Below are 20,027 nucleotides of genomic sequence, written 5' to 3' on the forward strand. Positions count from 1 at the left end.
GTCTCACTCCACTCAGCCCCAACCTCGGGTCGAGGCCGTTCGTAGGTGAGCGTCGAGAAGCAATAATTGTGGATTACCGACCAGTGCTTTGGCGATTCCTAGACGCTGTTTCATACCGAGCGAAGCATGCTCGCAGGAAACACTGTGGTGCAATGAAAGGCCTACAAGGGATAAAAGATCCTTCAGTTCATCATTCAGTGAACCTTGTTGTAGTGGTCGGCAATGTCGTTGACGATCGCGTAGAGGTCGCGTTCCATCGCGTAGGTTTTCTTTTCTCGCGTACTGACTAATCACACTTGCGACCCGTTGTTATCTAGAGAATTATTACGTCCCAGCGTGATGTTGCACACGTCTGTGCATGTATGTACTCTCGATGTCACGGTTTGCTGGCGAAGATTCTTCAAGTTACCCGCAGCTGAATCTGTACAAGGTGAAAACGGCAGGCAAAGGACCGAGTCGTCCTCGTCTCTAAGCCGTGGAACCCCAATCCTCCAGAACCTTGTATTCGGCACACGCACGCAATCTGAATGTTCAAGATGTGAAGTACTGGCCAGCAACCAAGAAGTAAAGATCGCCATCCAGCTTTCTCCGCCCTGAATCTAGCATCCGGAGGCGTAGAGAAACTCACGCAACGACTGAAACGCCAGCGTCTGTGTCACGTCGCGCAGCTCAAGGAAGAACCCATCTTCTGTAATTTCAACAATCCGCGCACCGGGGATGGCTGCCACAATCGGCGAGTGCGTCACCACGATGAACTGCGCACCCGCCTCCGCGGCGCGATGGATTTCCGCCATGAGCGTCATCTGCCGCACGAGCGAAAGCCCAGATTCCGGCTCGTCGAGGATGTAGAGCCCGCGCCCATCAAAGGAACGCTGCACGACGTCCATGACGGACTCGCCATGCGACATCGCGGTCGAACCAACGTTGTAGTGCGCCTCCGCTCGCAGGAAGTAGCCGTCCTTGGGCGCGGTACCTAGCCGCAGGCTCGCCCACCTCCGGAGGGGATTGATGGGACCGGCGGAGCGCTGCACACCCCATATCCCACCGCGCTCAGGAAAGCCGTACTCGAAGGCAATGCCCTCGGCGAGCGTCGACTTTCCTACCCCGTTGTCCCCGGTCAGCACGGTCACCGGCGCACGCAGGTCCAGTCCTTGGCGTCGCAGCGCCACGAAACCAGGAACGGAGGACACCCACTCAGGTCCGTGGCCGCCGTCCAGCGCGGCATAGGCGTCGACATAGAAGTCTCTCATTCGCCCTCCCCAATAAGAAACGCGGCGGTTCCCAATGGATCGGCAAGGAACTCGCGCGCGGCGTGGACAGCTTCCGTCGCTTCGGGAGCGACGGGCGCAATCCCCTTGTCGCCGAACGCGTAGACGGTCGCGCCTTGCATGCTGAGGAAGACTGGCGAGTGCGTCGCGAGGATGACCTGCGCGCCCTGGGCGGCGAGGCGCTCGAGCTGCGTGACAACCTCGACCTGCCGGGGATAGGACAAGCCGTCTTCCGGCTCGTCGAGAATGATCATTCCGTCAGAATGGAAGCGTCTCTCGACGAGGGCGAGCAGACCCTGGCCGTGGCTGAGAAACGGCAGGTCACTGAGCGGATCGGGATTCTCCGGGCTGTGGATCTGGTGGTGATACTCGCTCAAGTTGAGGAAGGTCTCGCCGCGCAAGAAGTACACGTCGCGCGGGTTGTGCGCCCGCGAGCAGATGAGCCACTCGGGATAGTCCTCGTCGCCGGTGGCAAACCGGGCGTGGCGCGAGCCGCCCTCGGGATTGACGCCAAGCCCCACGGCGATGGCCTCGAGCAGCGTGGATTTTCCGGCGCCGTTATCCCCCACGACGACGGTCACGGGCGTAGGCAAACGCAAGGCGCCGCCGGGCAGCGCTGCGATGAGCACGCCCAGGCGGCGCATGTGTTCCGGCACGCCGGGCAGTCCCTCCCCAATAAGCTCCGGGGCGGGACGCACACTCGTGAGGAACATGGCGACGAAAGCGTGAGCCTACTTCTGGGCCGCGCGACGCTGGCGGGCGAACTCGGAAAGCACCGCACCTGCCGCCACGGAGGCGTTGAGGGATTCAACCCAGTCGGTCATGGGGATGGACATGATGGCATCGCAGTTCTCGCGGACGAGGCGCGAAATGCCTTTGCCCTCAGAGCCGATGACGATGACAACGGGGTCGGTGCCACCGTTGTAAGTATCGAGGGTGTGCTCGCCTCCCGCATCCAGGCCAACAACCTGGTAGCCGGCCTTCTGGAAGTCCTGGACCGTGCGGGTCACGTTGGTCACGCGAGCCACCGGCAAGCGCGCGGCGGTGCCGGCGGAGGTACGCCAGGCCACCGCGGTGACGGAGGCGGAGCGACGCTCTGGGATGATGACACCATGGCCGCCGAAGGCCGCGACGGAGCGGATGACTGCGCCGAGATTGCGCGGGTCGGTGATGTTATCGAGGATGACGAACATACCCGGTTCCTGAGCATCGCGGGCCCGATCCATCAGGTCATGGACGTCAGCATACTTGTACGGCGGGATCTGCAGACCAATGCCCTGGTGCATGCCGTTGCCGGTCATGCGATCCATCTCGTGGCGCTGGACCTCCAGGATCGGGATGTTGCGAGTATTGCACATGGCTACGGCCTCGGAAAGGCGGGCGTCGTTGCGCGTGCCTTGCACGATGTAGAGCGACGTTGCCGGAACCTTGGCGTGGAGGCACTCGATGACCGGGTTACGGCCGACGACCATCTCCGCGGTCTCCTTGTCGTGGCGGCCTGAATTGCGGCGCTCGCGCTCTAGCTTCGCCTTGTGCTTGGCGTGGTAGACGCGGTCCTCCGCCTTAGGCGTGGGGCCCTTGCCAGCCAGTCCCTTGCGGCGCTGACCGCCAGAGCCCTTGGTGGCACCCTTCTTATTCGTCTTGCGGATACCTGCGCCGCCGCGGCCGTGGGTACGTGCCATAATTCTTCTCCTTTGTTGTCCTCGGCTTATGCCAAGGACGGCTAATCCGCCAGGGACCAGGTGGGGCCGTCGGCGGTGTCGGTGATGGTTATACCCGCGGCTGCAAGGCGGTCGCGCACGGCGTCCGCAGTAGCCCAATCCTTTTCTGCGCGGGCGGTGGTGCGACGCTCCAATTCGGCTCGGACGAGGACGTCCAGGGCCGCTTCAGCGCCGCTTTCTTCGCCACTATCTTTCCACTGTTCGTCCAGCGGATCAAAGCCAAGAACCGCAGCCATGGCGCGCACCGCCCCGGCGAGGCGCTTGGCCTCCTCACGGTTGCCTTCACTCAGTGCCTTATTGCCCGCGCGCACGGTGGTGTGGATTTCCGCCAACGCCTTCGGCACAGCGATGTCATCATTCATCGCTTCTTCGAAGGCCGGGGTCCACTCGCCCTTTTCCACGTTTTCGAACTTGCCCACGAAGTCCTCGATGCGGCGGTAGCCGGCCGCGGCCTCGGTCAGCGCTGCCTCGGAGTATTCGAGGACCGAACGGTAGTGCGCAGAGCCCAGGTAGTAGCGCAGCTCCACCGGGCGGACGATCTCCAACATGTTGGCAATGGAGAGCACATTGCCCAAGGACTTCGACATCTTCTCACCGGCCATGGTGACCCAGTGGTTGTGCATCCAGTAGTTGGCGAACTTGTCGCCCGCCGCATGGGACTGCGCGATCTCATTTTCGTGGTGCGGGAACTGCAGGTCCAAGCCACCGCAGTGGATATCGAACTCGCCGCCTAGGTAGTAGGTGGACATGGCGGAGCACTCCAAGTGCCAGCCCGGCCGGCCACGACCCCACGGGGTAGGCCAGGACGGCTCGCCCGGCTTGGCCGCCTTCCACAGCGCGAAGTCCTGGGGACTGCGCTTGCCAGCGTTGTCCGTTTCGCCCTGTTCCATCTCCTCGACGCGGTTGCCGGACAGCGAACCATAGTCCGAGCCTTCCGTGGCATTCCAGGCCGCGACGTCGAAGTAAACGGAACCGGAATCGTCCTCTCCCCCCGCTGTGCCGTTAGGCACGGCATAAGCAAAGCCGGCGTCGATAAGCCGCTGCATGTACTCCACCATCTGGGTGACAAAGCCCGTCGCGCGCGGCTCCACGGAAGGGGGCAGAACGCCCAGGGTGTTATAGGCCTTGGTGAACTCACGCTCATAGGTGGATACCCACTCCCACCAGGGGCGGTTATTCTCAGCAGCCTTGGTGAGGATCTTGTCATCGATATCGGTGACGTTGCGCACGAGTGCCACGTCATAGCCTTGCGCGCTAAGCCAGCGGCGCAGGATGTCGAAGGCGACGCCGGAGCGCAGGTGGCCAATATGCGGCTGGGACTGCGGGGTGGCACCGCACAGGTAGATCGACGCGTGGCCGGGGCGAACCGGCTCGAACTCACGTTGGCTGCGGGTGGCGGTATCAAAAATGCGCAAAGTACTCACCTGGCCTAGTCTAATTGACTCGGGCGCGGCGGCTAGCGCGAGACGGCTTAGGCGCGCCAGACCACGGCAGTGGCCACGGCAGCGCGGCCCTCCTTGCGGCCAGTAAAGCCGAGATGATCCGTCGTCGTTGCGGAAACAGACACCGGAGCGCCGAGGATTTCGCTCAGCACGGCCTCGGCTTCCTTTCGCCGCGGGCCCATCTTGGGGCTCTGACCAACCAATTGGGCGGCGGCGTTGCCGATGATGAAACCTTCTTTTTCCAGCAGCTCGCGGCACTCGCGCAACAGCTGAGCGCCGGAAACCCCGTCGTACTCAGGCCGTCCCACACCGACGAAGGAGCCGAGGTCGCCGAGGTTGGAGGCGGAGAGCAAGGCGTCGACAAGCGCGTGGCTCACCACGTCACCATCGGAGTGGCCCTCGCAGCCATCCACGTCCTCGAAGAGGAGACCTGCGATCCAGCAGGGTTTTCCGGGCTCAATCTGGTGGGCGTCGGTGGCGATTCCCACGCGCGGGATAATCGGGTTAGTCACTAGGCACCTCGAAGATGGTTGGTTCGGCCTCATCCGTCACGGCCTTCGCCAGGACGAGGTCGATGGGGGTGGTGATTTTAAACGCGAAGGTATCTCCCTGCACGGTCTCCACGCGCTCGCCGTGCCATTCCATGAGGCTGGCGTCATCCGTGGCGACGAAGTCAGGGTCCTGCGCCCAATAGTCTAGGTTGGCGCGGCGCAGCGCGGCCAGGTTAAAGCCCTGCGGCGTTTGCACAGCGCGCAGGCGGGAACGATCAGGGGTGGACAGGACCGTCTGGCCCTCCACCTCTTTGATGGTGTCCGCCACGGGAAGGACCGGGATGACTGCGGTGGCGCCGTCGAGCACGCGCTTGGCGACGCGCGCGATCATCCCCGGCGGCGTCAACGCACGGGCGGCGTCGTGGATGAGCACCACGGCATCCTCATCTGGGATGGCCTGCAGACCCGCCCAGACGGAATCGGCGCGCTCGTCCCCGCCGTGGACGATGCGCACGGGAACATCAGAATCGATGCGGTTGAGGATACTGGCAGCATAGCCCTCCATGGAGGGGCTAACGAGAACAATGATCTCATCGACGAATTCCGAGGTGATCATGGCCCGGACGGAACGCTCCAGCAAGGTGCGCCCGCGCAGCTCCACGTAGGCCTTGGGAACCTCGGCCCCGAGGCGCGTCCCCTGACCGGCGGCCGCGACGAGAGCAATGACGCGGGCGGTGGAACGGGTATTAGTCTTCGTCGTCGAAGGAGAGGTCATCGAGATCGACGTCATTGTCAATATCGGTGGTAATGGACTTGTCCTCTACCAGGCCGGCGGCGCGGTGACGCTCGATGGTGGCGTTGATTTCCTCCATCATGGTGTCAGCCTTCTTCTCATCAACCGGCTTGGCCAGGGAGAGCTCACCGACCAGAATCTGGCGGGCCTTAGCCAGCATGCGCTTCTCACCGGCGGACAGGCCACGGTCCTGGTCGCGGCGCCACAGGTCACGCACGACTTCCGCCACCTTGTTGATATCGCCGGAGGCGAGACGCTCTTGGTTCGCCTTGTAGCGGCGGGACCAGTTGCCGGCTTCCTCGACGTCTACTTCGCGCAGGACGGAGAAAACCTTCTCGAGGCCTTCCTTGCCCACAACGTCGCGCACGCCCACCATCTCAACGTTCTTGGAAGGAACACGAACCACCAGGTCGGACTGGTTGATTTGGAGAACGAGGTATTCGAGCTCCTCGCCGCCCATCTCCCGCGTTTCAATCGCCGTAATCTTGGCGGCGCCGTGGTGGGGGTAGACGACGACCTCTCCGACCTTAAATTCCATTGCCACTCCTTGTGAAGCCTTTGAGACGGTGCCCATCGTGTGCTCTCGGCGTGCTCTCGGTGGGCCGCATATACAGGGAGTCTATTCTAGCACGCGACTTTCCGGCACCGCTCCCCCGCCCAGGTGCCGCACGCTGCCTGCAATACACCACTATGGCGGCTGATATAAAGCCCGGCTACCCCCGGTCTACCCAAGGGGTTTGCTGGAAACTGTGTGCTTTCCCCCCAGAGGTACTAGGCTAAAGCGTTGATAAGCTTTGTGATCGCAATTCAATGGAGGACACTCACAGTGCAGTCCCTGAAGTCCGCCGCTCGCTGCGGTGCCATCATGTCAGTTACCGCCCTCTCCGCGCTGGCCTTGGCGTCCTGCTCGGCCGGTCATGTTGCGCAGACCGCGGAAAAGGTGATTGCTGTCGACGGCGCATCCGCAAGCTCCGAAGATGGCAAGGTGGCCGTACGTGACGTCACCATTCAGGTTGAGCCGGACACCGGTGAGACCTCCCTGAAGTTCGTTGCCGTTAACCAGGGCTACAAGGTCGATGACGTTACCCTCGAGTCCGTCAACGTCGATGGCCAGGATGTCCCTCTGGAAGGCGTCGAGCCGCTTCCGCGCGATCATGCCCTCTACGCCGATTCCCAGGCGAACCTGGACCGCCTCCCCAAGGACGGCAAGGACAAGAACATCACCTACGTGACCACCTCCCTGGAGAATGAGGACTATGGCTTCGGCGGCTCCCGCCCGGTGACCTTCACCTTCAACACCGGCACCATTGAGGTTGATGCCACCGTGTCTGCCTCCCCGCTGCAGTCCGGTAACTATGACCGCGACCCGCAGTCCACCGAGGGCTACGCCGAGAACAAGTAAGCCTTCTCTTTACAGAAACCGCCCCAGCTGCCAAAGTTTTCCCGGATCTTTGAATCACGGGCTGCAACTTTGGCAAGTGGGGCGGTTTCTTTTTCATTTTTAGATAGCGTTAAGGCATGGCAAAAAAGGTTCGTCCCGTCCACACCTGCTCCGAGTGTGGCTTCGTCTCCCCCAAGTGGCTTGGCCGCTGCCCCGAGTGCGGCTCGTGGGGAACGCTTCAGGAAACCGCGGCGGCTGAGAGCGGTACTGCTGCCCAGGCTGCGGTGTCTGGGCGCCGTCCCACAGGCCTAACGCCGACGAGCCCGGCGGTGCCGATAACCAAGGTGGGCGCGTCAGCAACGAAGGCCATCAATACCGGTATTGGGGAACTAGACCGAGTCTTGGGCCGCGGCATCGTCCCTGGCTCGGTGGTGCTCATGGCGGGTGAGCCGGGGGTCGGCAAATCCACGCTCCTGCTCGAGGTTGCTTCCCGCTGGGCGCAGCTAGGGCGCACTGCGCTTTATGCCACCGCGGAAGAATCCGCTGGGCAGGTCCGCGCCCGCGCTGAGCGCACAGGGGCTTTGCACGAGACGCTCTATCTTGCGGCTGAGTCGAATCTCGACGTTGTCTTTGGGCACGTGGAGCAGCTCAAACCCAGCCTGCTCATCGTGGACTCCGTCCAAACCATGCACGCCGCCGGAGTCGAAGGCGTGGCGGGCGGCGTGGCGCAGTCGCGCGCAGTGACCGCCGCCCTGACCACGCTGGCCAAAACCACCGGCATCCCCATCCTCCTCGTCGGGCACGTAACCAAAGACGGCAACGTCGCCGGACCTCGCGTGCTTGAGCACCTCGTGGACGTCGTCCTGAATTTTGAGGGTGACCGTCAATCCTCTCTGCGCCTTCTCCGAGGCCTAAAGAACCGCTTCGGTGCCACCGATGAGATGGGCTGCTTCGAGCAAACTGCGGCCGGAATCCGGGAGGTCGCGGATCCTTCTGGCCTCTTCCTCTCCCACCGCGGCAGCACCCCAGATGGCTCGGCGGTGACCGTCGCCATGGATGGTGTGCGCCCCATTCTGGCTGAGGTCCAGGCGCTCACCGTGGATCCTGTCGCAAAGAACCCGCGGCGCGTGGTGACGGGGCTTGATGCCAACCGCGTTCCCATGGTGCTCGCGGTGTTGCAGGCCCGCGCGGGCGAACGCACCAACGACAAGGATGCCTATGTGGCCACGGTGGGCGGTATGAAGATTCAGGAACCGGCCACGGACCTAGCCGTAGCCCTTGCCACGTGGTCTTCCTTACACGAGCAGCCGCTACCACCGAAGACAGTGGTCATCGGCGAGGTGGGCCTCGCTGGCGAAGTTCGCCGCGTACCGAACCTGGACCGCCGCTTGGCAGAAGCTGCCCGCTTGGGTTACCGCTACGCCATCGTCCCGCCCGGAAAGGTGGAGGTCAGCGGGGGCATGCAGGTGCGTCAAGCAGCGACGCTGAGCGAAGCAATCGCTGCTCTTAAAGCAGATTGAAGGGGAGCGCTGGGGAGTAGTTCTCACCGATGACGGAGTGCAAGAAATAAGCACCCGGCTCAGCGTCCTCGCGGTCGGTGCACTTGCCCGGCTCAGAGCGCTTACGGGACCAATCCGCCTGGAAGTAGCGGGTCTCACCTGATTTGAAGGTCTGCTTGCCGGTTTCCACCGAGGCATAGCAATCGGTATCGGCCCACACGCGCTCGTTAGAGCCCATCTTGTAGACCTCGAAGCGCAGCTGTTCTTCATCCAGATCGATGGAGCAATCTGCCGTCGTCGGGTTAAAGACCTCCAAGTAGAAGGTCGGCATCTTATCAGCCGGAACACTGTCCTCGTTGGTCTTGGCCAACACCTTGAGGTCTTGGAGGGAACACGTCGTCTTGGTGGGATCGACGGTCAACTCCTCCGGCTTCGCCTCAGAGGATGGCGCTTCCTTGTCCTGCTCGCCTTCCTTCGGCTCAGTAGATTCCGGGGCTTCAGTGGATCCCTCGGCCGCGGTGGACTCGGTCGTCTCCACCGCCGAGGTTGCTTCCTGCGACGTGGCCAAGGTATCCGAAGCCGCTGCTTGCTGCGATTCCGCTCCCGGTTCCTCCGAACCGCTAAAAAGCGCGGTGGCAGCCCAAATAAGAACAATCACGAGTACCAAGATCGCCACGAGCGCGGCAACGCGACGGCGAACATAGATCTCTCGCGGTAGCTGCTTCGGGGTACGGGATGGCTCAGTCACAGCTCTTAGTTTAAGGGGACTAGAGCCCAACCCGGGCCAGCCCGGGGCCGCGTGTCTTGAGCAGCGGCTTCTATGTGCTCATCCGAGGAACCGGGTGAGCACACGCGCTACTTAACGCCGTGCAGGACGACGGTCTCCACACTGGAATCCTCCAGGAGGTAGCGCAGGCCAACGATGCCGAGCGTGCCGGCGTCGAGAAGCCGGCGTGCAGCCGGCACATCGGAGATGATCTGGGACACCGTCTGCGCGGTATTTTCGCGTTCGAAATCGGCGCGCTCCTCACGTCCATCGCGCTTGGCCACCATCGAGGCAGCGGCCACGCGCTCAATGATCGGACGCTGCAGGCCCGTCGGCAGATCGCCACCCGCCAGGAAGTCTGAGGCTGCGCCCACCGCACCGCAGGACTGATGGCCCATAACCACGAGCAAGTTGGCCTTCAGGTTTTCCAGTGCATAGTCCAGCGAGGCCATCACCGCGCTGTCCAGGATGTGACCGGCGGTGCGGATGACGAAGGCATCACCGAAACCAATGTTGAACACGTGCTCAATGGGCGCGCGGGAATCGGAGCAGGCCAGCACGATGACGCGTGGGTCTTGGCCTTGAGTCAGGCCAGCGCGCAGCTTCGCGTCTTGGTTAACGTCGATGAGGTTACCCGTCACCAGGCGGTGGTTACCTTCCTGGAGGGCTTCCCACACCTTCTGTGGGTTTTGAGGGACATCTACTAAAGGCATGTTTCTTACTCTAGTCCCCACCGCCCTACACTGAGGTTCCTATGGATACCCAAGCTGTCGTGGAATGGTTCGATGCCCATGAACGCCCCCTACCGTGGCGCGAGCCAGGGACCTCGGCATGGGGCGTGCTCCTAAGTGAGGTCATGAGCCAGCAAACCCCCGTCGCGCGCGTCGCCCCGCAGTGGGAGGAATGGATGCGCCGCTGGCCTACCCCACAGGACCTTGCGGCGGCGTCCAAGGCGGATGTCTTACGCGCGTGGGGCAAGCTGGGCTACCCTCGCCGTGCGTTGCGCTTGTGGGAGTGTGCTAAGGAGATTGGTGAGGGAGAGGTTCCGGGGGACGTCGACAAGCTCTTGGCGTTACCGGGGATCGGTGAGTACACCGCCCGTGCAGTGGCCTGTTTCCATTTTGGCCACAACGTTCCGGTGGTGGATACCAACGTCCGCCGCGTCTATGCCCGCGCAGAGGACGGGCGCTTCCTCGCCCCGAGTCCCGCGAAGCGCGAATTGGCACAGGTAGAAGCCCTGCTTCCGAAAGAGAACGGCCCGCGTTTTTCGGCCGCACTCATGGAACTCGGAGCCTTGGTGTGCACGGCCAAGACCCCGGACTGCGCCGCCTGTCCCATCAAGTCCACGTGCGCTTGGCAGCTCGCGGGCTGCCCGGAGCCCAGTGAGGAGGAGGCCGCGCGGGCTAAGAAACGCGTACAAAAGTTCACCGGCACGGACCGGCAGGTGCGGGGGCTGCTTCTCGACGTCCTCCGAGGCTCACCCCACCCAGTTACCCAGGCCGACCTGGATGCGGTATGGCCAGATGCGGCACAGCGCTCGCGCGCACAAGCCTCGCTGCTCGAGGATGGGTTGATGGATGTCAACGACGAGGGTTTGTTCCACCTTCCGCACTAGGCACGTGTGAGAAGTCGATGAGGTGGCCGAAGGTCCAATCGCGGTCGGTCAACAGGCGGGCGAGGATAAGCCCGCAGCCGATGGCCGCCACGGCCATCGAGGCGGTAGCGAAGTTGCTCAACGCCTGGTCCATGTTGCCTACGTTAAGGTGATAGACGGTGCGGAACATGGAGGTGCCCGGGATCATGATGACGGACGCGGGCACCGTCGTAGTGATGCGCGGTAGGTGTGCGCGTGTGGAGGCCACCGCACCCAAGAGCCCGACGATGAGACCACCGGCGAAAGCTCCGACGTAGGCCGTGGCCCCGACCCCGATGAGAACTAGTCGCACGAGGTTGGCCACCGTTCCCACCGCGGCCGCTACGAGCACCATCCGGCGCGAGGAGTTAAAGAGGAACGCGAATCCGGAAATGCCCAGGAAGCTGGCCGCCGCGGCGGCGAGGTACCACACGGGCGCATAGTCCGGGATGCCCGGTTCCGGTGTGAGCTCCGTGGTCCAGCTGACCAGAGCCACGGTAAAGGTGGCGGCGGTGATCACCGTCAGCGCGTAGGTCAGGCGGGATAGCCCGGCCTCGAAGTCGAAGCGCGCGAGGTCAATGAGCGCGGAGAACAACGGGAAACCGGGAATGAGGAAAAGTACGGCGGCCACGTAGCCCGAGGAAAACTCCGACGGGTCCGCCACCCCGGCGGCAGCCACGGCCTCGGTGGTGAAGAAATACACGAGGCTAGCCACCGTGCCAGCCGCCACGATGCAGCCGAGCTGGTGGACGTGCTTGCCATGTAAAACCGCGCGGGTGAGCTGGCCACAAAAGGCGGCGAGGGCTACCAGCAGAATCGCCAGCGGCGTAAAGAAGTTCAGGACCGCGAAAGAGGCGCACGCAATCGCCGCCGCTACAGCCAAGAACCAACGGTTCCACCGCTTGACCACCGTCGACTCGATGGAATCAAGCATCTCCGTGAGCTCTTCGGTCGTAATGCCCGCGTACAGCCTGTGGTGGGTAAGGTCCTCCAGCGCCTCGATGCGGGAGGCGTCAACTGCCGGCGAATGCTGCTGGGCCACCACGGTGCGAAACTCGCGGCCACGGTGAAACGTGCATGTTATCTGGGTGACGCCGACGTTGGCATCGAGCCGATCAAAACCGAGCGCGCGGGCGGCACGTTTCATGCCGCGCAGCACGCGGTAGCCGGACGTTCCCGCGCCCATGAGCATCATGCCTAGGCGCAGGACGACGTCGGCCTCGTACCCCATGCGGACATAGTCGCTGTTGGGGTGAGAAGTCATTAGCGCCAGCGTCCCCGGAAATTCAGGCCGCCGGGCAGGTTGACCCACATGCCGCCGCGGGAGTTAAAGGTCACGGGGCCGACCTTCGTCGACATCGACGCACCGGAGCCGGAAACGTTGATCCAGCTATTCTTTCCGGTCTTCTTGCGCTTACGAAAATAGATTCCCATGCGCGTTAGCTTAGCGCAGCGCAGTCGCTGCACCCCAGCGAAAGAAGTATTAGTCTAACGACATGAAATTGATCTCTCCCCGCGCCCTCCTAGCTGCTCTCGCACTCGCGGCTACCGCACTGGCACCCGCAGTGGCATCGGCGGCGCCCGGCACGCCGGTCTCCTCGCATCCGATCGATCACGTGGCTGCCATCTCCGGTGTCAAAGCCGAGAAAATTTCCTACGAATCCACCCTCATGGACGGCCGCCCCACCACCGTCACGGGTGTCATTTACGAGCCTTCCGCTGCGTGGAACGGCCCGGGTGAGCGCCCCACCATCGTCTTCGCGCCCGGTACCCGCGGCGCGGGTGATCAGTGTGCACCGTCTAATGCCGCACAATCGGTGGGCAACCTCGCCCTGGGGCCGGCCAACCAGGTCACCCTCAATATGAACTACGAGTACGCGCTCTATCAATACGCCGCGCAACAGGGCGTGCGCGTGGTCACGACCGACCTGGTTGGTCTCGGCACGCCAGGTCACCACACCTACGTCAACCACGTTGAGGAAGCACACGCGGTTCTCGACGCCGCCCGCGCTACCCTCCGCCACGTGAACGCGCCGGTGGATGCCCCCGTTGGCTTCGCCGGCTATTCCCAGGGTGGCGGTGCGGCCGCGGCCGCCGCTGAATTCGCGGCAACCTATGCTCCTGAGCTCAACGTCAAGGGCACTTATGCCGGTGCCCCGCCGGCAGATCTTTTCGAGGTCATGAACGCGGTCGATGGCTCCTCCATCGTCCACGTCTTGGGCTATGCCATCAATGGCTATGCGGAGCGCAGCCCTGAGTTTTATAACGAGATCGTCACCGAAATGAACCCGCGCGGCATGCACTTCCTTGCCAGCGCTGCCCACGCCTGCATTGGTGATTCGATTGCTACGTGGGGCTTTACCCGCACCAGCCAGCTGACCAAGACGGGCGAGTCCTTCGGTGAACTCGTGCGCCGCAAACCGGCTGCCGCCCAGATGCTTGCGGAGCAACGACTGGGCCAGCGTGCCCTCAACGCCCCGATGCTGGTCATGAACTCCCCCACCGATGACCTCATCCCCTACGAGCAGTCCCGCACGATGGCGGGCAACTACTGCTCACTCGGCGGCACCGTCCAGTTTGAAGCCGCCGACCCCGTCGACGTTCTTCCCCACTCTGGGGCCAACCACGCCGTTGGCATCATCAGCTCGGTTCCACGCGGCGTGGATTATCTGATTGACCGTTTCCGGGATGAGCCGGCGCCCACCAACTGCCAGGTTTCCTAAGACTTAGTGCAAACCACCCAAGGATGAGAATGGCTCCTCGGCCTGGATGTCGTGCAAGGGCACGCGCACCCAAGGCGAATCACTGTGTGCGAGCAGCTCGGTGAGCCGTTGCGATTGATCCTTCATCGCAGCGGCGACGTCGGGCTCACCATCACTTGCCCAGATCATTCGGCCCCACCAGAAACTTGCGGCTACGTCTGCCCACGACACGAAGTAGCGCTGCAGCGCCGCCACGGCCTTATCCGAAATCTGAAGGAACTCTTCTGGAGAAATCCAACCCAGCTCCGTTGCCGGGCCACCAACGTTGTGAATTCGGATTATGTCCCATGCGCGAGTAGTGGTGGGCAGTGCCGGGGCCGCTGCTTTGGCAAAGCCCTCCGAGCGCAACATCCTTACGAGGTAGCGGAACTTATGTTCACCACGACGCGGATCCGCGCCTTGGGCAACAAAGAAGTCTTTGATGAACTCGACCTTTTCCTCCACTTCCGCATCTAGCTCGCGCTCGGGGACGTCCTTCACGGCGTATGCGAGGGGTAAAACCAGGTCATCTTCCACGTGCTGGCCACCTTCGAGCAGAGCATCAATAACCTGATACGCTTCCTGTGCACCAGTGACCCCCCAGTTTTGCTCGAGAGATGTTTTGTAGTACTTGGCCGCCCTTGCATTGATGGCCTCAACCCCTAGCGGGGTCGCAAACGCCTTATTGCTCTTGTACACCATTCCCCAAGAGTGGCGGCGCACCTCATCTTTGCTCGGCGCCGGTTCCGGCCATGGGAACTTTGTAAGGCGGTAGATCCAAGTATCATCAAACTTTGCTGGCGTGAACGTTGAGCTCATACCCACACAACGTACCGAGGTTTCTGGCACGGTTCCGTGGTGCTCCATCCATCACCCCTATGCCGGGGGTGATCTACGCCATAACTCAGTGCACCCAGTCAAAGTTTTTGATGTGTTGTTAGTCTCGTGTGCATGACAGGACCCCAGATTGCATTGACAGACCGGCCAGATCTCGGTGCTGCACTTAAACGTGCTGGTGATTCCGAGATTGTGCACGCTGCCGCCACAGCCGTTGTAGAAGGCCTTGGTGTCGACGAAATTGTGCTGGAAGCCGCCGCTACGAAAGCTAGCGGGGTGGATGGTGCCGCGTTTGCCACCAACCGAAGGATCCTCGTGACCGCCGATAAGAAGGATCCATCTCATTTTGAGTTCCTTGAACTTGACAACCTGGGCAACGTCACAGTTCTGCCCTACCAGGATGGCTGGGCCGTCGTGGCTCAGCTCTATAACACGTACAAAGTGTGGAGCGGATTCACGGAAAAGGCCGCGCGTCGCGTGCAGTTTGCTGCCCAGTGGGCCCTGACCGCAGGCCGTGAAGCACGGACGGAGGCCTCGCGCGCGGTGTCTTCGGAGGAGCTTTTTAAGCGGTGGAAAGAAAACAAGCACCGTCTCGATCGCAGTAGCTTTGAAGAGCACGTTGAGTCGATGCGCTCCCTGTATACCGATATTGATTCACGGTGGTGGACTAAATAATGAGCCGACTTGCATACCCAGGTTCGCCCGATCACCTAAACGGGGCGGAAGACACATCACACATCAAAGAAGGCCAGACAGTTGCGGATAATGGCTACCGCCATTTCATCAAGCATGGCTCACTACTAGATCCAGGCGCGGCTTCGAAGAGTGCATCGGGCACCGCCTCCACGTCAAACCCCACCGCGGGCAAGACAGGTACCCACACCGATGGCCCGAAGCAAGGCCTCAGTGTAAAGAAGCAGCTGTTGCTCCTTCCGCTAGTAATCGCGGTCATCGTGGTGGTAGCGATTGGTTACGTCGCAGCTAAAGACGCCCTCTTTGGTGACAAGTCAGAAGACTCGGCCGCGCCTGCACAGCCCGCCGCTGAAGCACCTGCCGATTCCGGGGCTTCCGACGGTGACACCGCCGGCGAGACCGGTGGCGATACTGCTGGCGACGCCCAAAGCGGCCTCACCTCCGCCGACCAAGCACCGGAGCCGATTGCTGACTTCGTGGAAGTGTGCACAGATTATGAAGTGATGTTCAGCTACTACGGCGCGGATAACTCCCCTGCCCCAGAAGCGAAGGGCATCAACTGTTCCGTGGATACTACGAAAGCACCTGAGGTTGGTTACGTAGTCTTCACCGATGACCCTGCCGCCACCGCTGCCGTTCGTGACGGCAAACCCGTCTTGAAGGCCGCTGAGATTTCCGCAGAATCAACGCGCGGTTCCACATTCAAGGCCCAGCGATTGGAGGCCATGTTCACTGTTCAGGAAATCCTCCCTGACGATAAGGGCATCGTTGAGTACATGATCAAGAGTGATGACCCTGAGGTGGCAAAGAAAGCACTGGTAGACCTCGGCGTGGCCAAGTAAAAACCAGATCGGTTCGCCCACCATTTTCCATTTTCATTTAATTGTCAATAGTCACCGGCGGTGATAGGCTGAGTGCATGGCACACGAGCACCACGACCATGATCACTCCAGCACGCCGCTGCGCGCGCTCCTGGCTGCGCTCAGTATCACCGGCATTGTCTTCTTCGCCGAGCTGATCGGCGGCTGGTTGGCAGGGTCCATGGCGCTGATGGCGGATGCGATGCATATGCTTTCCGACGCCGCGGGGCTCATCATTGCGGTGATCGCGGTGTTGGTTGGACGGCGCCAAGCATCAGCCCAGGCCACCTACGGCTACCGGCGAGTAGAGGTACTTGCGGCGCTAGCCAACGCGGTCATGGTGCTGGCAATCTCAGTATGGATTGTCGTCGAGGCGGTGCACCGCCTGCAGAGCCCGGCCGAGGTACAGGGCAAGGCAATGCTGATCATCGCGGTGATCGGTCTCGTGGCGAATGCTCTGTCGGCGTGGGTACTGCACCGGCACCGCGAGTCCTCGATCAACGTGGAAGGCGCGTTCTTGCACGTGCTGGTGGATTTGCTCGGCTCGGTCGCGGTGATCGTAGCGGGCATCGTGGTGCTGACCACGGGATTTGTGGCGGCGGACGTGATCGCCTCCCTCGTGATCGCAGCGATGGTGCTGCCGCGCGCCTGGCAGCTCATGCGCTTGTCGGCGAGCGTGCTGCTCGAGCAGGTTCCGGCGGGCTTCGACGCCAACGTGATCGAACCCGTGCTGCGTCGGGTCGAAGGCGTTGCCGACATCCATGACCTGCACCTGTGGAGCCTGGACGGAGTCAACGTTCTCACGACCGTGCACATCGTGCGCGACGGCACCGTCGACACCGGTCCGCTGTTGGATGCCGCCCAGCACGTTCTGCGCGAACACGGCATCGAGCACTCCACCATCCAAATCGAGCCCCCGGAACACGAATCCCACGAGACAGTGTGCTGATTCAGTTCAATACTGGACCGGTCATGGTGTTAAAGAGGGATTAGATTCCGCCGCGCCCGATCGCGCAAAGAAAGCCCCGAACCGCACGGAGCGTCACTCGCGTGCGGTTCGGGGCTAATCCTTATAGGCCCAGCGCGGGGCCCAAGTCAGCGCTTAGAGCGGCTGGCCAGCACCGGCACCAGCCGGCGGCGGGTTGCCGTCATCACCATCATCGTTGTGCGATTCCTCAGCGGAGTCGCTGCCCGACTCGTCGAGGACGTCCGGGGTGACGGTGTCAGAGCCATCGGAGTCTGGGCCGTGAGTTTCGGCGTCGATCTCGGTGGCCAGTTCCTCATCGGCCTCACGCACGGCGGTCTCCTCGAGATCCTTGTCGAAGATGTCCTCCGGCAGCGGGCGCGGACGCGGAGTGAAGGTGAAGGTGGCGGAAGAGTTGTCCTTGGACTCGCCATCCCAGCCTTCAACGTCCACGGTGATGATTTCACCGGCGCCAATTTCACCGAAGAGGATCTTCTCGGAGAGCTGATCCTCAATCTCGCGCTGAATGGTGCGACGCAGCGGGCGAGCACCCAAGACCGGGTCGAAGCCACGCTGAGCCAGCAGATCCTTGGCCTTCTGGGTGAGCTCGATGCCCATGTCACGCTCGGAGAGCTGCTTCTCCACGCGGGCGATGAGCAGCTCCACCATCTCGACGATCTGCTCCTGGGTGAGCTGGTGGAAGACCACAATCTCATCGATACGGTTGAGGAACTCAGGGCGGAAGTGCTTCTTCAGCTCATCGTTAACCTTGTTCTTCATGCGCTCGTACTGCGCCTCGGCGTCATTCTCCGAAGAGCCGGTGAAGCCAAGTCCCACTGCCTTCGAGATGTCCTGGGTGCCCAGGTTGGAGGTGAAAATGAGCACCGTGTTCTTGAAGTCCACCACGCGGCCCTGACCATCGGTCAAGCGGCCATCCTCCAACACCTGTAGAAGGGTGTTGTAGATCTCCTTGTGGGCCTTCTCGATCTCATCGAAGAGCACCACGGAGAAAGGCTTACGGCGAACCTTCTCAGTCAGCTGGCCGCCCTCTTCGTAACCAACGTATCCCGGAGGGGCACCGAAGAGGCGAGACGCGGTGAAGCGGTCATGGAACTCACCCATATCGATCTGGATGAGGTCATCATCCGAACCGAAGAGGAAGTTAGCCAAGGACTTCGACAGCTCCGTCTTACCCACACCGGAGGGGCCGGCGAAGATGAAGGAACCAGAAGGACGACGCGGGTCCTTCAGACCAGCACGGGTGCGGCGGATGGCGCGGGAGACAGCCTTGACGGCATCGTCCTGGCCAATGATGCGCTTGTGCAGCTCCTCCTCCATGTTGAGGAGGCGGTTGGATTCCTTCTCAGTGAGCTTGAGAACCGGAATGCCGGTCCAGTGAGCGAGTACCTCTGCGATCTGCTCCTCACCAACCTCGGCGATTTCCTCCAAGTCACCGGAGCGCCACTGCTTCTCCTTCTCCGCACGCTCTTCACCGAGCTTGCGCTCCTTATCGCGCAAACCAGCGGCCTTCTCAAAGTCCTGGGCGTCGATCGCCGCTTCCTTTTCCTTGCGGACCTCGGCGATGCGGTCATCGACCTCGCGCAGGCCCTCCGGAGCGGTCATACGCTTGATGCGCATGCGGGCACCGGCCTCATCGAGGAGATCCACGGCCTTATCCGGCAGGAAGCGGTCGTTGATGTAGCGGTCAGACAGGGAGGCGGCAGCCTTGAGAGCTTCATCCGTGTAGGACACGCGGTGGTGTGCCTCGTACTTATCGCGCAAGCCCTTGAGGATCAGAATGGTGTCATCGAGAGAAGGCTCTTCCACCTTGACCGGCTGGAAACGGCGCTCGAGAGCGGCGTCCTTCTCAATGTGCTTGCGGTACTCATCCAGGGTGGTAGCACCGATGGTCTGCAGCTCGCCACGGGCCAGCTTCGGCTTCAGCAGCGACGCCGCGTCGATAGCGCCCTCGGCAGCACCGGCGCCAACCAAGGTGTGGATCTCATCGATGAAGAGGATGATGTCACCGCGCTGGTTAATCTCCTTGAGCACCTTCTTCAGGCGTTCCTCAAAGTCACCGCGGTAGCGCGAACCGGCCACCAGGGAGCCCAGGTCCAGCGAGTAAAGCTGCTTATCCTTGAGGGTCTCCGGGACCTTGCCATTGACGATATCGAGAGCCAAGCCTTCGACCACAGCAGTCTTACCCACGCCGGGCTCACCGATGAGCACCGGGTTGTTCTTGGTGCGGCGGGACAGCACCTGCATAATGCGCTCGATCTCGGAATCGCGACCCACCACCGGGTCCAGCTTGCCATCGCGCGCCGCCTGGGTGAGGTTGCGGCCGAACTGGTCCAGCACCAGGGAGTTGGAACGCTCACCGGAGCCACCTGGGCCACCACGTCCACCCGGGCCAGCGCCGGCACCGGCACCCACCGGACCTGCACCACCCTGGGACTGGTTGCCCTCTCCTTCGTTGCCCTCATAGCCGGAGAGCAGCTGGATAACCTGCTGGCGAACACGCGGCAAGTCAGCGCCCAGCTTCGTCAGCACCTGGGCTGCTACACCGTCACCCTCACGGATGAGGCCGAGCAGCAGGAATTCGGTGCCGATGTACTTGTGGCCCATCTGCAGGCCCTCACGCAGTGAGAGCTCCAGAACCTTCTTTGCGCGCGGGGTAAATGGGATGTGGCCGGTGTGCGGCTGAGAACCTTGACCGATAATCTCTTCCACCTCACGGCGGACATCCTCCAGCGAGATGCCCATGGACTCCAAGGCCTTGGCTGCTACGCCTTCGCCTTCGTGGATGAGCCCCAGGAGGATGTGCTCGGTGCCGATGTAATTGTGGTTGAGCATGCGTGCTTCCTCCTGCGCCAAAACGATGACGCGGCGAGCACGGTCCGTAAACCTCTCGAACATTACCTCTTACCTTTCGCTCTAA

General features: G+C 62.1%; 22 protein-coding genes. 7 read left to right on the top strand and 15 right to left on the bottom strand.

Annotation, left to right across the window (positions count from 1 at the left end; all coding sequences use genetic code 11):
- Positions 1 to 12: 12 nt before the first annotated feature.
- The 8 genes from CAURI_RS13680 to CAURI_RS11625 all read right to left on the bottom strand — a co-directional run bounded on the left by CAURI_RS13680 (position 13) and on the right by CAURI_RS11625 (position 6,253).
- Positions 13 to 294, bottom strand: a complete 282-nt coding sequence (locus tag CAURI_RS13680; protein ID WP_080550367.1) for an ATP-binding cassette domain-containing protein — start codon at positions 292 to 294, stop codon at positions 13 to 15.
- Between the two features lie 305 nt (positions 295 to 599).
- A complete protein-coding gene (locus CAURI_RS11595) occupies positions 600 to 1,250 on the bottom strand; it encodes an AAA family ATPase (protein ID WP_010188886.1) in 651 nt (216 codons plus the stop codon).
- Positions 1,247 to 1,981, bottom strand: coding sequence for an AAA family ATPase (locus CAURI_RS11600; RefSeq protein ID WP_010188884.1), 735 nt, complete (start codon positions 1,979 to 1,981; stop codon positions 1,247 to 1,249). The genes CAURI_RS11595 and CAURI_RS11600 overlap by 4 nt, the downstream gene beginning before the upstream one ends.
- Before the next feature lie 18 nt (positions 1,982 to 1,999).
- Positions 2,000 to 2,950 (bottom strand): 23S rRNA (guanosine(2251)-2'-O)-methyltransferase RlmB, encoded by a 951-nt coding sequence (gene rlmB, locus CAURI_RS11605; RefSeq protein WP_010188882.1) that lies wholly within the window; start codon positions 2,948 to 2,950, stop codon positions 2,000 to 2,002.
- A 41-nt stretch (positions 2,951 to 2,991) separates the two neighbouring features.
- A complete protein-coding gene (cysS, locus tag CAURI_RS11610) occupies positions 2,992 to 4,413 on the bottom strand; it encodes a cysteine--tRNA ligase (RefSeq protein ID WP_012715309.1) in 1,422 nt (473 codons plus the stop codon).
- A 47-nt stretch (positions 4,414 to 4,460) separates the two neighbouring features.
- Positions 4,461 to 4,943 (bottom strand): 2-C-methyl-D-erythritol 2,4-cyclodiphosphate synthase, encoded by a 483-nt coding sequence (ispF, locus tag CAURI_RS11615; protein ID WP_010188879.1) that lies wholly within the window; start codon positions 4,941 to 4,943, stop codon positions 4,461 to 4,463.
- Complete coding sequence (gene ispD / locus CAURI_RS11620; RefSeq protein ID WP_010188877.1) at positions 4,936 to 5,697, bottom strand: 2-C-methyl-D-erythritol 4-phosphate cytidylyltransferase; 762 nt, start codon at positions 5,695 to 5,697, stop codon at positions 4,936 to 4,938. Before ispD ends, ispF begins: the two co-directional genes overlap by 8 nt.
- Positions 5,669 to 6,253, bottom strand: a complete 585-nt coding sequence (locus CAURI_RS11625) for a CarD family transcriptional regulator (protein ID WP_010188874.1) — start codon at positions 6,251 to 6,253, stop codon at positions 5,669 to 5,671. The genes ispD and CAURI_RS11625 overlap by 29 nt, the downstream gene beginning before the upstream one ends.
- A gap of 288 nt (positions 6,254 to 6,541) precedes the next feature.
- Between CAURI_RS11625 and CAURI_RS11630 the strand changes: the two genes are divergently transcribed.
- Positions 6,542 to 7,117 (top strand): hypothetical protein, encoded by a 576-nt coding sequence (locus CAURI_RS11630; protein WP_010188873.1) that lies wholly within the window; start codon positions 6,542 to 6,544, stop codon positions 7,115 to 7,117.
- On the opposite strand, the gene CAURI_RS14345 is transcribed toward CAURI_RS11630, so the two are convergent.
- Entirely contained in the window at positions 7,099 to 7,338 is a 240-nt protein-coding gene (locus tag CAURI_RS14345) for a hypothetical protein (protein ID WP_374703991.1), read from the bottom strand. The two genes, CAURI_RS11630 and CAURI_RS14345, sit on opposite strands and share 19 nt — an antisense overlap.
- Between CAURI_RS14345 and radA the strand changes: the two genes are divergently transcribed.
- A complete protein-coding gene (radA, locus tag CAURI_RS11635) occupies positions 7,234 to 8,616 on the top strand; it encodes a DNA repair protein RadA (RefSeq protein WP_010188871.1) in 1,383 nt (460 codons plus the stop codon). The two genes, CAURI_RS14345 and radA, sit on opposite strands and share 105 nt — an antisense overlap.
- Here radA and CAURI_RS11640 read toward each other — a convergent pair.
- Complete coding sequence (locus CAURI_RS11640; RefSeq protein ID WP_010188869.1) at positions 8,603 to 9,343, bottom strand: hypothetical protein; 741 nt, start codon at positions 9,341 to 9,343, stop codon at positions 8,603 to 8,605. The two genes, radA and CAURI_RS11640, sit on opposite strands and share 14 nt — an antisense overlap.
- Before the next feature lie 107 nt (positions 9,344 to 9,450).
- Complete coding sequence (locus tag CAURI_RS11645; RefSeq protein WP_010188866.1) at positions 9,451 to 10,074, bottom strand: carbonic anhydrase; 624 nt, start codon at positions 10,072 to 10,074, stop codon at positions 9,451 to 9,453.
- 41 nt (positions 10,075 to 10,115) lie between these two features.
- On the opposite strand from CAURI_RS11645, the gene CAURI_RS11650 reads away from it, so the two are divergent.
- Positions 10,116 to 10,976, top strand: a complete 861-nt coding sequence (locus CAURI_RS11650) for an HhH-GPD family protein (RefSeq protein ID WP_010188865.1) — start codon at positions 10,116 to 10,118, stop codon at positions 10,974 to 10,976.
- Here CAURI_RS11650 and CAURI_RS11655 read toward each other — a convergent pair.
- On the bottom strand, positions 10,942 to 12,258 hold the full coding sequence (locus CAURI_RS11655) for a threonine/serine exporter family protein (RefSeq protein ID WP_010188863.1): 1,317 nt from the start codon (positions 12,256 to 12,258) through the stop codon (positions 10,942 to 10,944). The genes CAURI_RS11650 and CAURI_RS11655 overlap by 35 nt on opposite strands.
- Positions 12,258 to 12,428 (bottom strand): DUF4236 domain-containing protein, encoded by a 171-nt coding sequence (locus CAURI_RS13685; protein WP_010188861.1) that lies wholly within the window; start codon positions 12,426 to 12,428, stop codon positions 12,258 to 12,260. The genes CAURI_RS11655 and CAURI_RS13685 overlap by 1 nt, the downstream gene beginning before the upstream one ends.
- Before the next feature lie 62 nt (positions 12,429 to 12,490).
- Here CAURI_RS13685 and CAURI_RS11660 point away from each other — a divergent pair, with 62 nt between their 5' ends.
- Positions 12,491 to 13,717, top strand: a complete 1,227-nt coding sequence (locus CAURI_RS11660) for a lipase family protein (protein WP_010188859.1) — start codon at positions 12,491 to 12,493, stop codon at positions 13,715 to 13,717.
- A 3-nt stretch (positions 13,718 to 13,720) separates the two neighbouring features.
- Here the strand turns inward: CAURI_RS11660 and CAURI_RS11665 are convergent, their stop codons facing one another.
- A complete protein-coding gene (locus CAURI_RS11665) occupies positions 13,721 to 14,602 on the bottom strand; it encodes a DUF1266 domain-containing protein (protein ID WP_012715311.1) in 882 nt (293 codons plus the stop codon).
- Between the two features lie 84 nt (positions 14,603 to 14,686).
- On the opposite strand from CAURI_RS11665, the gene CAURI_RS11670 reads away from it, so the two are divergent.
- From CAURI_RS11670 to CAURI_RS11680, 3 genes are all read left to right on the top strand, one after another.
- On the top strand, positions 14,687 to 15,247 hold the full coding sequence (locus CAURI_RS11670) for a hypothetical protein (protein ID WP_010188856.1): 561 nt from the start codon (positions 14,687 to 14,689) through the stop codon (positions 15,245 to 15,247).
- Positions 15,247 to 16,107: a hypothetical protein gene (locus CAURI_RS11675; protein ID WP_010188853.1), complete on the top strand. Its 861-nt coding sequence runs from the start codon at positions 15,247 to 15,249 to the stop codon at positions 16,105 to 16,107. Before CAURI_RS11670 ends, CAURI_RS11675 begins: the two co-directional genes overlap by 1 nt.
- A gap of 76 nt (positions 16,108 to 16,183) precedes the next feature.
- Complete coding sequence (locus tag CAURI_RS11680) at positions 16,184 to 17,074, top strand: cation diffusion facilitator family transporter (protein ID WP_010188851.1); 891 nt, start codon at positions 16,184 to 16,186, stop codon at positions 17,072 to 17,074.
- A 153-nt stretch (positions 17,075 to 17,227) separates the two neighbouring features.
- Here the strand turns inward: CAURI_RS11680 and CAURI_RS11685 are convergent, their stop codons facing one another.
- The gene (locus tag CAURI_RS11685; protein ID WP_010188849.1) at positions 17,228 to 20,005 is read right to left on the bottom strand and encodes an ATP-dependent Clp protease ATP-binding subunit; all 2,778 of its coding nucleotides are present in this window, start codon (positions 20,003 to 20,005) and stop codon (positions 17,228 to 17,230) included.
- Positions 20,006 to 20,027 lie beyond the last annotated feature (22 nt).

The organism is Corynebacterium aurimucosum ATCC 700975 (assembly GCF_000022905.1).
In the GTDB taxonomy this organism is placed as follows: domain Bacteria; phylum Actinomycetota; class Actinomycetes; order Mycobacteriales; family Mycobacteriaceae; genus Corynebacterium; species Corynebacterium aurimucosum_F.